The sequence below is a fragment of the Nocardia sp. CA-107356 genome (genome assembly GCF_050946365.1).
In the GTDB taxonomy this organism is placed as follows: domain Bacteria; phylum Actinomycetota; class Actinomycetes; order Mycobacteriales; family Mycobacteriaceae; genus Nocardia.
Window position 1 is genome coordinate 5,102,689 of the sequence record NZ_CP191992.1, and the last position, 13,034, is coordinate 5,115,722.

Consider the following 13,034-nt stretch of genomic DNA (forward strand, 5'->3'; position numbering starts at 1 on the left):
GTGATCTACCTCATATCAACACGGCTCCTCTCCAGATAGGGATGTGCATTCATACACAAAACTGCGGTGGCCTATATATATTTCACTAGGTGTTGACCATTAGCCGACTCATCGCCGATCCTGCTCTCGGGCTGCGTGTAGTGACGCCGGAACTCACCGAATCGCTGGCGGCGGAGATCCGCTGGCTGCACACCACCGAACTGCCCGACCCGTCGCGGTACGTCCGGCCCGGCGAACTAGTGCTGACCAACGGCCTGTGGCTCTCGCACGTCCCGGTGGATCAGTTCGTGGACGCCGTTGCGCGGTCGGGTGCGGTCGGGCTGGTGTTCGGACTGACGGCGCAGACCCCAGCACTGCCGGAAGAACTCGTCGCACTGTGCCTTTTGCGTGGGCTGCCGCTGATCGAACTGTGTATCGGGGTGCCGTTCGCCGCGCTCACCCGGGCCGCCGCCCGGATCCAGAACGAGGTGCTGCAGGCGGAGTTGACCGCGACCGTCCAGCGAGGGGATGCCCTGGCCACGGCCCTTTCGCGCGGCGGCGGCGCGGCCGGAGTGCTCGAGATCCTGCGCGGCGAAACGGAATTGCCGCTGCTGGTCGTCGACCGAAAAGGCCGCTGCCTGGCCAGTATCGGGTGCGAACCGACCGATGAGCAGGTACGGCTCGCGTCCGCCGCGCTCAATCGCACGCCACCGCCGATCGAGGTCGATCTGCTGGACACCGGACGATCGGCGCTCTATCTCATCGAGGGTGCGATGGGGGAGATCGACGCCGGGCTGTACTGCCTGGAACCGGCTACGAAACTCACCGCCACCGACCGGGAGGCGTTGGCCCAGGCCGCGCGTTTCCTGAGCCTCGAGGTCACCAAACAGCAAGCGGTGCATGCCATCGAGGCTCGGTTTGCCGCCGAGCTGCTGGAGATGATCCTGTCCGGGCCGCGTCGCAGCGCCGAGGTGAGCCGGCGTTTGCGCGCTTATGGGGTGCCATCGGATCGGCCGCTGGGCGTGTTCGCGCTCGCACCCGTCGCCGCAGCCGGCAACGATGACACCCCGCCCGATGACATCGCCCATGCCGTTGGCGCGTACTTCGCCGCCCACGGCATATCCGTGTGCACCGCGGCGGGCAGCCACGATGTGGTGGCCATCTGCCCCTGGGAGCGCACCGCTGCGGAGTTGGCGCGGTTCGCCCGCGATCTGTCCTCGGAACTCAGCAGACGCGCGATGACCGGTCGGATCGTCATCGGGCTCGGCGAAATCGCCGCCGACGCCGGTGCGCTGCGGGAACCACTGGTGCGCGCCCGAGAGGTCTGCCAGGTCCTACGCGTGCAGGACGGCGCGGACACCGCCACCTTCGCCGATATCGCCACCTTCCGTATGCTGCTGGGCCTGCTCGATGAGCAAGTGCTGCAACGGTTCTCGGATCAGGTGCTCGGCATCATCCGCGACCACGACACCCGCGCCCACACCGAACTCGAGCACACCCTGCGAAACTTCCTTGCCAATGACGGCCAGTGGGCGGTCACGGCGACCGCCCTGCACGTACACGTCAATACCCTGCGCAACCGCATGGCCCGGATCACCGAGCTGACCGGCCGCAACGTCAACCGCCTGGAGGACACCGTGGACCTGTTCCTCGCCTTGGCGGCCGATACCGTCGGGCCGGTCACCACACCACATACGGCAGTGCGGTGACTGCGCCGTAGCGGACGGCGGTCCGGCGGCCATGCGCCGTAGCCGGTGACCGGGGCGCACGGCAATTCGGTCACCGAAGCGTCGTGACGCGCGAGCTCAGCTCGGATAGACGGCCGGATCCACGTCGTAGACCGGCAGTGGGCGGGCCGGAGTCCGCGCATCCGCTCGCGCCCAGGCCGCCACATCGCGGCAGCGGGCGAAGGTAACGTCACCGCACTCCAGGGCGTAGGCGATGAGGTTGCGCAAGGCCATGATCCGGCCAGGTCGCCCGGTGAGGAACGGGTGCATGCACACGTTGAACAGGCAGCCGTAGTGGCGCATACCGTCGAGTTCGGCGCGCCACATCTGCTCGACCTTGACCGGCGATTCGATGAGCGACCCGATGCGCGGTTCGGGCAGATACGCATACTGCTCCCAGTCGTCGAGCGACCAGTGCACCGGCAGCTCCGCCACCGGCCCGTGCGCACTGTCCACGAGATACGGCCGGTCGTCACCCATCAGCGATGAGTCGTAGGACAGACCGTATTCCGCGACCAAACCGAGGGTTTCGAGACTGGCGCTCCACATCGCCGCGCGATGCCCGGCGATGTCGATGCCCTGTGCCGCGAAGACATCCAGTGCGCGTTCGAAATCGGCGCGTTCGCCACCGGCCGGCAGCGAGGTGGGCGGCCGGTGACTGTAGGAGTGGTGCGCGACCTCGTGCCCGCGATCGATGATCGATGCGGCCAGACCCGGACGGTGCTCCGCTACCCAGCCGGGCACGAAGAACGTTGCGGGAATGGCCATTTCGTCGAGCAGATCGAGGATCCGCGGCACACCCACATCCGGTCCGTACGACTGGTGCGACATCACCATCGGATGGTCGGCGTAGCGGCGTCCCTCCGCGAGAATCGGCGTCTCCGCGTCGACGTCGAAGGTCAGTGTCGCCACAGCGGCCGCGCCGCGGGTCCAGTTCCGATCGCTCATTTGCCGGTTCGCATGCGCCATGCCGCGGCAGAGTCCAAGGTGGCCATAGGATGGAGCATCTCATGATCGAACGCGGGGAGTTCGGCCCCGGTCTCCACCCGGCGCGGCAGGTCCGGATTCGCGAGTGCACCCGTACCCAGCGAAAGCACATCGGCATGTCCGCCGGTCAGCACATCGGCGGCCTGGGGGAGGGCGTGCATTCCACCATTGGCGATGACCGGGCGGCCGGACACCTCGCGGGCCAGCTGGGTGACGGTCGCGCCACCGGGGAATCGCGCGGTCTCGATGAAATTCCGGCCCTCGCTGGCGATGTGCAGGTAGTCGGCCTCGGCCAGGGTCGCGAAGATGACCTGCGCATCGGCTTCCGCGCCGGGCCAGCGGTAGGTGAAGTCGTTGACCTTGGTCTGCGAGAGCCGGACCCCGATGAGGAAGTCGCCGAGCGCGTCCCGCATTGCCCGCAACACACGCGCGGTCAGGCGGATACGGTTTTCCACCGGACCGCCGTACTCGTCGGTGCGCTGATTGGTGTAGTCGGTGAGGAACTGGTCGAGCAGATAACCGTTGGCCCCATGAATCTCGACCCCGTCGAAACCTGCCTTCCGGGCGTTCTCAGCCGCCGCGACGAAACCCGCCACGACATCGTCGATATCGCTCGCGGTCATTTCCCGGGGCGCGTTCCACGGCCCGCCGACTCCGCCGTAGTCGGCCATCATCTGCCCGCGCGGCTGGACGGCCGACGGTCCGATGGTCTCGAAGCCATAGGCATTGCCCTGCGAAATGGCCCCGGCGTGCATCAACTGCGCGACGATCGGAGCTCCGGCCGCGTGCACGGCGTCCACCACCCCGCGCCATCCGGCGATATGCCGCTCGGTGACCAGGCCGGGCTGGTTGAAATAGCCCTGGCTGTGGGCGGTATCCGGGTAGACGCCCTCGGTGATGATCAGCCCGAATCCGCCCACCGCGTAGTCGCGGTAGTACGCGGCCATCTGCGCGGTGGGGGTGCCGTCCGGCTCTGCCGAAACACGCGTCATCGGTGCGACGGCGAATCGGTTGCGCAGCTTCAGGGTGTCGAGCCCGAACGGCTCGAGCGCCGGGTGGGCCAGTTCAGTGGCTGTCATCGGTGGTCTCCTCGGTCAACGGGGGAAGGATGGTCAGGGCCAGCGGTGTCGGTTCGGCACCGTTGATGACGTTCTGGTCCTGCGGGCAGGCCGAAACGACTACGAGGCAGTCCATTTCGGCGCGGAATGTGATCGCGTCCCCGGGTGCGGTGGCGGCTTCGAGCCAGGACAGGCTCTGGTCCGGCGCGACCGGTATGCGCATGAAGACGTTTATCGGCTGCGGAATGAACCGCAGCGGTCGGTGCCCCAGCTCGGCCATGGCCTGTCGCAGATTGTCCGCGCAATTGGCGTGGTCCGTATCACCGTATGCCGCATAGCGTTCCGGATCGCAGGCGGCGATCAGCATGTCGTGCGCACCCGGTGAAGTATCAGCCAGATAGGTGAGGATGGGGCGACGGCGGTCGGTCACGAAGGATTCGCCGAGCGCGGGAAACAGCCGGCTGATATCGGTGCGGGTATGCGAGGCGCTGTGGTGTTCGGTGATGTCGTGGGCGTTGTAGGCGAACACATCGCCCACCTGGCCGCCTGCGACGTCGGTGATCCGTAATCGCTCGCCTTTGCGCAAGGTCACCGACCGGGCCTGCCTGGCCGGTACGGTCACTGGCTCCGGGTAGCTCAACGCTGTCATGCCACTCAGTCAACCGAATGGCAGCAACCTTGGACAATGGGTGAATACACAGTCCTGGGAGGATCTGATGGATATTTGCACACATCCTAGCGGGAATGCATGTCGATAGCGTGCTAAGGAATCGTTCCGCACCCGGCCAATGGGAGTACCCACCATGACCACCGCCACCTCGATGACCACCGCCACCTCGATGGCCGACGCTCTCACGCAGGGCCAAACGACGTCGACGCAGCTGGTCGCCGCCGCCATCGACCGTGCCCGGCGACCGGATTCGGCCGCAATCATGACCACCGTCACCAGCGAGCGTGCCAGTTACCAGGCCGGCGCCAGCGATCGCCGCCGCCTGCGCCGCGCCCGCCGCAGCCCGCTCGATGGGGTCCCCATCGCGTGGAAGGACGTATTCGACATCCAGGGCACCGTCACGACTCGAGGCTCGGCCAGTCATCTGCACGACGAAGCCGCCACCGTGGACAGTCATCTCGTCCGGCGGGCCCACGACAGCGGACTGGTCACCATCGGCAAGACAAATCTCAGCGAATTCGCCTTCTCGGGCCTCGGGATCAATCTCTGTTTCGGGACACCGACAAACCCTCTCGACCCGGAACTGGTCCCGGGCGGCTCCTCGTCGGGATCCGCGGTCGCCGTGGCCCGCGGCATCGTCCCGCTCGCGGTCGGCACCGACACCTCTGGCTCCGTACGCGTGCCCGCCGCCTACTGCGGGATCGTCGGATATCGGGCCAGCCCGCGACGCTACGGCCCGCAGGACTTCGCGCCGCTGTCCGAGACACTCGACAGTATCGGTGCCTTCGCGACCACTGTGGACGACATCATCGCGCTCGACCGCGTTCTCGCTCCGGCCAGCACTGGTCGACGTTCGCTGCCACCGCGATTCGTTATCCCCGCCGGCGAATGGACCGAGGACGCCGCACCCGAGATCGCTGCCGATTTCGCCGCCATCATCGCCGAATTGCGTTCCACCGGAGCCGATATTCGCGTCCGCCACCTGTCATCGCTGGCCACCGCCCAGGAATTGATGGACCGCAACGGCACCATCGTCGGCGCGGAAGCCTTCCGCCTGCATCGCCACCGCCTCGATTCTACGATGCCGATCGAGCCCGCCACCCGACGCAGACTCGAGAGCAATGCGCGCACAGCGGATTCCATCGCTCCCGTCTACGCGGCGATGTCCGGACTGCGCACCGAGTTCGCCGCCGAACTCGACGACGCAACCCTGCTGTGCCCCACCGTGCGCCATTCGCCGCCGAGCCTGTCGGACCTTCGATCGGACCCGGCCCGCTACGACAGCGCCAACGCCACCGCCCTGCGCACCACCATGGTGCTCAGCTACCTCGGCGCCTGCGGAATCACGCTCCCCGCAACGATTTCGGGGTCCGGTCCCGGTGCTGGACTGCTGCTTTCGCTGCCATCGGGATTCGACAACGCTCTGCTCGCCCAGGCTCAGCGTGTCATGGCGATCGCGCCCGGCCCGGCCCGCCATCGCTGACCGACAGCAACTACGACCCGACCTGAACTGGCACGACCACGCGACATTGCCACCAACGGTGTGCCCATCCCCTAACCTCATCCCGATCAACACCGCCGACGAAGGCATGGCCCGCATCGCGTTGCTGCTGCTCGCCCTGTTCGCGGAGATGGAACGCACCTTCACCGCCGAACGCGCCGCCCACGCCCGCAGCGTCGCCGAATCCAAGGGCCGCCACATCGGCCGACCCCCTGCCTGGCCCGACGGCAAGATCGACTATGCCCGGCTGCTCCGCGAACAAGGAAACAGCCTCGGTGAAATCACGAGCAAGACCGGCATCCCGAAGACATCACTGCACCGCTACCTCACGTTGGCGACCGAACAAGAACAGTGATCGCGGTGGCTACCTGGCTGAACAGGGCTTCATGAACCAGGTGACGCGACCGCTAACGGCACTCCTATTAGGTCGATTCGGCCGCGCGGGTGCGGGTGGCGGTCGGTGTCTCGCCGGTGTGCCTGCGGTAGATGCGCCGGAAGGCCGCCGGATCGGCGTAACCCACCGCGCCCGCGATCACGTCGACGGGTTCGCGCGTGGTCGTGAGTAGGGTGGCCGCCTGCCCGACCCGGAGGCGATGAACGTACTGGGTGGGTGAGACGCCGACACGGTCGCGGATGCGGCGGGTCAGAGTGCGCGGAGAAACCGCTGCGACACTGGCCAATTCGTCCAGCGATAGTTGCCGGTGCAGATTGGCGTGCACGTGCTGTTGCACGGCGCGCAGCACAGGGTCGGTGGCCCGTAGATGCTCGAGCACCATGTAGCGCGACTGCGACATGCGGGCATCGAGCACGAGGTAGTGAGCCACCTGCTCGGCCAGCGCACCGCCGCCGAGGCGGGCGACCAGCGCCAGCAGCAGATCTGTGTGGGCGAAAGCCGCACCGGCGGTGAGTATTGCGCCGCTGTCGACCACCATGCGATCGGAGTGCACGGTGACATCGGGGAAACGGCGGGCCAACAGCGGCGCCAGCCACCAGGTAGTGGTGGCGGCCCGGCCCGACAGCAGCCCCGAGGCCGCGAGCACGAAGACAGCCGAGCAGGAGGTAGCTACCGTAGCGCCGGAATCAGCGGCACGCCGGATGATTTCGACGGCCTGCATGGTCTGGGGTCGGGTCAGCAGTTCCTCGACACGCGCTTCGCTGGACGCGGACGGCCCCGGCAGCACCAGAATATCGCCGGGTTCGAACTCCGCCGCGCCGAGCGGGGTTTCGGTATCGACGCTGATCAGCCGCCCACCGCTGGATCGGACCGGCAACCCATCGAGTGATGCGACGCGCTGCCGCAGCCGCCCGCCCGTCGTGTCACCGGCGATCCCGGCTGCCGTGTCGACGATGTCGATACCGAGGCCGAGTGCACCTTCGAGCACACCGTCCAGCGCGAGGTGGGTAATCATGTGGCGAGATTAGACCGAAGAGTGGCGATCTTGCCAATGGCGGTGTGCTGACCTGCTGCGGCAGGGTTTGGGGTGTGCAGCAATCTCTCCCGCAGGATTCTCTCGACGACGACCTCGCCGATTTCGCACCCCGGTCGATCACGCTCGACGGAGTAGCCCGCACGGTGTACGTCAGCGGCATCGGACCGGCGGTCATCGTCATGGCGGAAATGCCCGGCATCAGCCCCGATGTGGCTCGCTTCGCCCGCTGGGTGCGCGACGCTGGGCTCACCGTCTACCTGCCGTCACTGTTCGGCCGCGACGGCGCCTATCCGGAGGCAGAGGCCGGCGTGGAAGTCTTCAAGCGAGCCTGTGTCAGCGCGGAATTCCGGGCCTTCGGCGCGGGCAAGTCCAGCCCGGTCGCGGTGTGGCTGCGTGCGCTGGCAGCCCTGGCCCATCGCGAATGCGGCGGTCTCGGCGTCGGCGCGCTGGGTATGTGCTTCACCGGGAATTTCGCGCTCACCATGATGCTCGAGCCCGCGATGCTGGCGCCGGTGCTGTGCCAGCCGTCGCTGCCACTGGATGAGCCTGGCGGACTGGAGATTTCGCCCGGTGAGCTCGCGGCCGTGCGGGAGCGACTCGATCGCGATGATCTCGTGGTGCGCGCCTATCGCTTCGAGGGCGACCGCTTCTGCACCGCGCAGCGTTTCGCCGCCTACGCCGCAGCGCTGGGTCCGCGTTTCGAGCCGCGAGTGCTGCCCGCCGACGCGGCGAATCCCTCTCCGCCGCCGTTTTTCTCGCAGATCGTCGGCTGCCCGCACAGTGTGGTCACCGCGCATCTGGTCGATACGGCGGGGGAGCCGACCACCGCGGCCCGCGACGAGATCCTCGCCTTTCTCGTCGACCGGCTGACTGCGGACGTCCCGTTGCAGTGACGTAGCGTCCACTGCTGGTCCAGCTTCGCGGCCACTTCCGACGTACAGGAATTCTCTAGCCCGCAACACGTTCTCGGCTCAGGTCCAGGCGTGTGTCCATAACAGGCTGAAGCCGAGACGGGTCGCGCCCGACTTATTGCCCACCAGCCGCCAGTCTTCACCGACCAGCGTCCACGACCCGATCAAATTCTCGGTCGACCACTCCTGACGCACGCCCGGCAACAGTAGACGAATCACCCTGAGCGCGAAGCTGCTTTGGGGCTGGGGCCAGCTTCAGGATTCCCGGGCGAAGTCGGTTCGTCGATAGTTGTGGCTCGAGATGGGCACCCCGCCGCTGTCCCGTCACGTACATGACAGAACCGCCAGCGCCGCTGAGACCTGACACGGTCGGAGGTACCCAGTTTTGGCGCGTTCCGTTGGCAATACGTTGCGTTGTCACAAACCAAACGTAAACGTAACTCCGAGAGGAGATATGCGATGACGTGATGCAGTCTGACCGCCGATAATGTTCACTTATCGGCGGTCAGGCTGGATCGCCACGTAGGGGAAACCTCTGGGGCGACACGGATTTCGTTTCGTGTGAATACGTTGGATACGACGAAATCAACGCTACGATTCTGTGGTGTCCAACGTTTGTAGCTACCCAGGGTGCGCCCGACCGATTACCCGCGGAGGAGGGCCTGGGCGGCCCTCGGAATACTGTGATCATCCGGACCACACGCGATGGCGGGCATGGCGGGAACGGCAACGGCAGCAACAGGAGTCGGAAGCTCCCGCAGGCACTGTCACGGTGACGCAACAGGGGCCGGTGACGGTGGCTCGGTTGCGCGCCGATGAGTTGCTCACCCAATTCCGTGGGCTGGCCGATCAATTGGGCAACACACTTACCGCGGCGGTGGCCGAACTGTCCACGCTGGCCGATCCGTCCATCGCCGAGGCGCAGGTACAGGCCGCACAGGCGGATGCGGCGCGGCGGATCGCCGAGGCGGAGGTCGCGACGGTCGGGGCCGAGCAGGCGCGCCGAGAGGCGCACGAGGCTCGGGCTGCCGCGGAATCGGCCGCCGACGATGCGGCGAGCGCGGCCGAGCATGCGGAATCCTTGGTCGCCGAGGCGGATGCGGCGCGGGCGGATGCGATGCGTGAGGTCGAGCGGGTGACCAAACAGGCCGCCGACGATGTGTTCGCGGCACGCAGCGAGGCTGAGTCCGAGATTCGCACTATCCGTCGCGAGGCCGCCGACGATATGGAACGTGCGCGGCAGCAGGCAACCGAGGATGTCGAGTTGGCGCGGCGGAAAGCGGCCGCCGAGATCGAGCAGATCCGGCGCGAATCCGCCCAGCAGATCACCGCGGCCGGCGCCGAACGCGACCTGGCGGTGCAGCGCGCCGCGGATGCCGAACGTGCCATCGAACGAGCCGAACAGGCTGCCGCCGAGCGCAATCAGGTTGTCGCGGAGTCCCGCGAGGAGTTGAAGCGAGTGCGGGAGGAACTGGATCGGACGCGCGGTGAGCTTGCCGATGTTCGCCGCGCGGCGAGTGCGGACATCTCGGCGGTGCGCGCCGAGTCGGCGGCGGCACTCGAGCAGGCGCGGCGCGAAGCGGCCGAACGACTGGCTGCACTCGACGATGCCAGGGCGCAGACATTGGCACGGGCAGAGCGCGCCGAACGCCAGCTGGACCATTTGGTTGCCGAATCTCGCGAGCGCCGAAGGGGATCGGTATCCGATGCCGCTCCGGGATAGCGGAGGGCGATACATCCTTTGGTTTCGACGACGACAGCGGTCTCCTGAAATGGCTGTCCGCAGGGAGGTCAGCAGTGGGACCGACCGGGACGCGTCGAACAACTCAGTGGTGAATCAGTTGGAAGATCGGCCGACGCGAAGTAGGGCCGGAAAGCACAAAGCCCGGCCTGAGCTGGGCTTCTGGTGGGCCTGACGGACCAGCATACGAACCGTGCGATGCTTGGTCGACCGTCCCGAAATCGCAATCCGACCTCGTGGATACCTGAAGGGGTATAGCGGGTGGTTCCCAGTGAGCGGTGCGATACGGAATCGGGTGCCTACGGATCCTCGGCTATGACAGACGGGAGTGCACTACTCGACCGGTTGAGGTGTCGTCGAGGTCTGGCGCCCGACGTCGTTGAGGTGGCTCAGCGCTTGGACGTAGGACTCGACAAGGCTCGTCTCGCAGTAGGGCACGCCGATCTCGGCGCAGAATTGGGCGACCATCGGCTGGGCTCGCCGCAGGTTGGCGCGGGGCATCGACGGGAACAGGTGGTGCTCGATCTGATAGTTGAGGCCGCCCAGGGCGGTGTCGACGAGAAAGCCGCCGCGGACATTGCGTGAGGTGAGCACCTGTCTGCGCAGGAAGTCGGTGTTGTCGCCTTCAGGCAGAACTTCCATCCCCTTGTGGTTGGGGGCGAACGTGCAGCCCATGTACAACCCGAACAGACCCTGCTGAACAGCGATGAACGCCAACGCTTTACCCGGCGACAGGACCAGGAACACCGCGGAGAGGTACCCGACACCGTGCGCAGCGAGCAGCGCACCCTCCCAGACGCGATTGGGGATCGGCCAGCGAAACACAGCCCGGACGCTCGCGTAGTGCAAGCTGCCGCCTTCGAGCAACAACATCGGGAAGAACAGCCAGGCCTGGTAGCGGAAGATCAGCCGACGGATACCCCTGCCTTCTCGTGCGCGGTCGCTGGAATGGGCGAGGATTCCCATGACGTCGGGATCTGCACCCTCGGTGTTGGGGTGGGCGTGGTGCCTGTTGTGATTGCTGGTCCACCAGCCGATGCTCAGCCCGATACCGAGGTTGCCGGCGATCACACCGTAGAGGTAATTGGCTCGCCGGGAAGCGAAGATCTGCTTGTGCCCGGCGTCATGCCCCAAGAACGCGATCTGCGAGAACACCGCGGCCAGGAACACCCCGACACCCAGCTGCCACCACGAATCACCGATGACGAAGAATGCCGCCCACCCGGCGACGAACGCCCCTGCGGTCATCGCACTCTTCCACCCGTAGTACCGCAACTGCCGGTCCAACAGATCCGCCTCCCGGATCCGACGCAACAAAACCGAGTACTCACTGCCACGCACCGGGACGACATCAGACGCAACTACCACGGAACCAGCATGTCGTATGGACACCACGACTAGGTGAACAGGGTCGCGGATCGGTGACACATCTGCATGACAACCATGCCGACAGCAGCATCCGCTGTCGCCGGTCCGGAAACCACCACGGGCTCCGGAGACTACCTACCGGTGCATGTGAACGTTGGTGACCATTGTCGGAACCGACAAAATGCCCGGCTTGGAGCCGGACCATTTTGTGTTGGGTGGACCCCAGGGGAACTTTTGGACAGGGCGACTCCGAAGCGGCTCGCATGAGCGCTTCGACTCCACCGTCAGAGGCGGTTTTTGAGGGCGCGCGAAGGAGGTGGTTTCGGCATACGTACATCTATACGGATGCCACCGAAATATTCGGCTCGGCCTGACCCGTAAGGCGGCAACCCACCTCCTAGTCGCGTACGCCGAAGCAGTCTGTCCGACCGGCATTCACGCTATCAACTGGCTCGAACTGCGTACCGCCAACAGTGGTGAGTACAACCGGCCGCTTGTCGGTGCGGGGTCACCTGCCAGGTCACCCATGAATTCGGACGATACACGGAGGTGGACCGGCGCACTATGCTGCCGAACTCGCCAATCATTCGGTGGTCGCCAACTGCTCGAATGGCCCTCGAAATCCAACTCCGGATGCGCGTGCGGGGACAGCTTCGCCAACGCACGGTTGATCTTTCGCACCCGCCGCGCGGCACGTCCCGATCGCCCGAACTCGCTGACCGCACATCGATCACGATGCGAGAGTGCCTGCAGGCAAGGACGAACCGCAATCGAAATCCAGCGGCATTACTGTGCACTCGATCCGGGCAAGGTGAGGATGGGTCTCGGTACTCGTTCAGCCGGCCGATCCGAGCAGCGCTGCGGTGATTCCGAAGTCTTCGATGCGGCCGGTGCGGCAGCCATCGGATCGTAGGGTGGATCGCGGCTGAGCTCTGGCGGGCCGTCGCACGCACCCCCGAACTCCAAGCCGCGTAACGTCGTCCGCTGCCGCCGAGGGTTAGTGTGCCCCATGGCTGTCATCCACCACACGACCATGTCTCCCGACAAGCTCGAACTGCTCACCGCTTGGTTGCCGACCCGGCGCTGGTATCCAGACAGTGGGCGCACACCGGAGCTGACCAAGGTCGGTGGCTTCCGACTCGACGATCCGGCGGGCACGGTCGGCATCGAATTCATGCTGGTGACCGATGGCGCAGGGCCGGAGGCACTCACCTACCACCTGCCGCTGACCTACCGTGGCGCGCCACTCGACGGTGCCGATGACGCACTCATCGGCACCTCGATGCACGGGGTGCTCGGGCAGCGATGGATCTATGACGGAACCCGGGATCCGGTGGCAGTCGCGCAGGTTGTTGCACTGCTGGCCGGGCGAGTGCGGGCGCAGGCGCAGAGCGAGAGCGATACCCCGGATCCGTCGGTCATTGTCACGGTGGGTGAATTCGCCTATGCCGCAAGCGAACTCGTCTCGACCAACGATGGGCTGTCGCACACCGATATCACTGTGAACGGCGGTACGATCGTTATTTCACGCTGGGTCTCCGACTCTGTGGGCACGAGTGCGGCCCGCGCTCAGGTGGCCGTGCCGTGGCAACTCGGCGACGGCTCCACCGCCCGTGGCGTGGTCCTCGCGATCGGGGCATGAGCCCAGAGCCCGTCGGAAAG

The 13,034-nt window shown here is 66.2% G+C and carries 12 protein-coding genes; 6 read left to right on the top strand and 6 right to left on the bottom strand.

The window, feature by feature from the left end:
• Nucleotides 1-89 precede the first annotated feature (89 nt).
• Nucleotides 90-1,688, top strand: a complete 1,599-nt coding sequence (locus tag ACQP1G_RS22925) for a PucR family transcriptional regulator (protein WP_433207935.1) — start codon at nt 90-92, stop codon at nt 1,686-1,688.
• A gap of 96 nt (nt 1,689-1,784) precedes the next feature.
• Here ACQP1G_RS22925 and ACQP1G_RS22930 read toward each other — a convergent pair whose 3' ends face one another.
• Genes ACQP1G_RS22930 through ACQP1G_RS22940 form a run of 3 tightly spaced genes read right to left on the bottom strand, consistent with a single transcriptional unit; the run spans nt 1,785 to nt 4,400 of the window.
• Nucleotides 1,785-2,654 carry a polysaccharide deacetylase family protein gene (locus ACQP1G_RS22930; RefSeq protein ID WP_433207938.1) on the bottom strand — a complete coding sequence of 290 codons (870 nt, stop codon included), beginning with the start codon at nt 2,652-2,654 and terminating at the stop codon, nt 1,785-1,787.
• Nucleotides 2,651-3,772 carry an NADH:flavin oxidoreductase gene (locus ACQP1G_RS22935; RefSeq protein WP_433207941.1) on the bottom strand — a complete coding sequence of 374 codons (1,122 nt, stop codon included), beginning with the start codon at nt 3,770-3,772 and terminating at the stop codon, nt 2,651-2,653. The genes ACQP1G_RS22930 and ACQP1G_RS22935 overlap by 4 nt, the downstream gene beginning before the upstream one ends.
• Complete coding sequence (locus tag ACQP1G_RS22940) at nt 3,759-4,400, bottom strand: DUF1989 domain-containing protein (RefSeq protein WP_433207944.1); 642 nt, start codon at nt 4,398-4,400, stop codon at nt 3,759-3,761. Before ACQP1G_RS22940 ends, ACQP1G_RS22935 begins: the two co-directional genes overlap by 14 nt.
• 154 nt (nt 4,401-4,554) lie before the next feature.
• Between ACQP1G_RS22940 and ACQP1G_RS22945 the strand changes: the two genes are divergently transcribed.
• Nucleotides 4,555-5,904: an amidase family protein gene (locus ACQP1G_RS22945; protein ID WP_433207947.1), complete on the top strand. Its 1,350-nt coding sequence runs from the start codon at nt 4,555-4,557 to the stop codon at nt 5,902-5,904.
• A 58-nt stretch (nt 5,905-5,962) separates the two neighbouring features.
• Complete coding sequence (locus ACQP1G_RS22950; protein WP_433207950.1) at nt 5,963-6,277, top strand: hypothetical protein; 315 nt, start codon at nt 5,963-5,965, stop codon at nt 6,275-6,277.
• Between the two features lie 67 nt (nt 6,278-6,344).
• On the opposite strand, the gene ACQP1G_RS22955 is transcribed toward ACQP1G_RS22950, so the two are convergent.
• Nucleotides 6,345-7,331 (bottom strand): GlxA family transcriptional regulator, encoded by a 987-nt coding sequence (locus ACQP1G_RS22955; protein ID WP_433207953.1) that lies wholly within the window; start codon nt 7,329-7,331, stop codon nt 6,345-6,347.
• A 74-nt stretch (nt 7,332-7,405) separates the two neighbouring features.
• Here ACQP1G_RS22955 and ACQP1G_RS22960 point away from each other — a divergent pair, with 74 nt between their 5' ends.
• Nucleotides 7,406-8,245 (top strand): dienelactone hydrolase family protein, encoded by an 840-nt coding sequence (locus ACQP1G_RS22960; RefSeq protein WP_433207956.1) that lies wholly within the window; start codon nt 7,406-7,408, stop codon nt 8,243-8,245.
• A gap of 78 nt (nt 8,246-8,323) precedes the next feature.
• Here the strand turns inward: ACQP1G_RS22960 and ACQP1G_RS22965 are convergent, their stop codons facing one another.
• Nucleotides 8,324-8,458, bottom strand: coding sequence for a hypothetical protein (locus ACQP1G_RS22965; RefSeq protein WP_433207959.1), 135 nt, complete (start codon nt 8,456-8,458; stop codon nt 8,324-8,326).
• A 577-nt stretch (nt 8,459-9,035) separates the two neighbouring features.
• On the opposite strand from ACQP1G_RS22965, the gene ACQP1G_RS22970 reads away from it, so the two are divergent.
• Complete coding sequence (locus ACQP1G_RS22970) at nt 9,036-9,986, top strand: hypothetical protein (protein ID WP_433207962.1); 951 nt, start codon at nt 9,036-9,038, stop codon at nt 9,984-9,986.
• Between the two features lie 351 nt (nt 9,987-10,337).
• On the opposite strand, the gene ACQP1G_RS22975 is transcribed toward ACQP1G_RS22970, so the two are convergent.
• The gene (locus ACQP1G_RS22975) at nt 10,338-11,372 is read right to left on the bottom strand and encodes a fatty acid desaturase family protein (RefSeq protein WP_433207965.1); all 1,035 of its coding nucleotides are present in this window, start codon (nt 11,370-11,372) and stop codon (nt 10,338-10,340) included.
• A 1,033-nt stretch (nt 11,373-12,405) separates the two neighbouring features.
• Here ACQP1G_RS22975 and ACQP1G_RS22980 point away from each other — a divergent pair.
• On the top strand, nt 12,406-13,014 hold the full coding sequence (locus ACQP1G_RS22980) for a maltokinase N-terminal cap-like domain-containing protein (protein WP_433207968.1): 609 nt from the start codon (nt 12,406-12,408) through the stop codon (nt 13,012-13,014).
• The last annotated feature ends 20 nt before the right edge of the window (nt 13,015-13,034 follow it).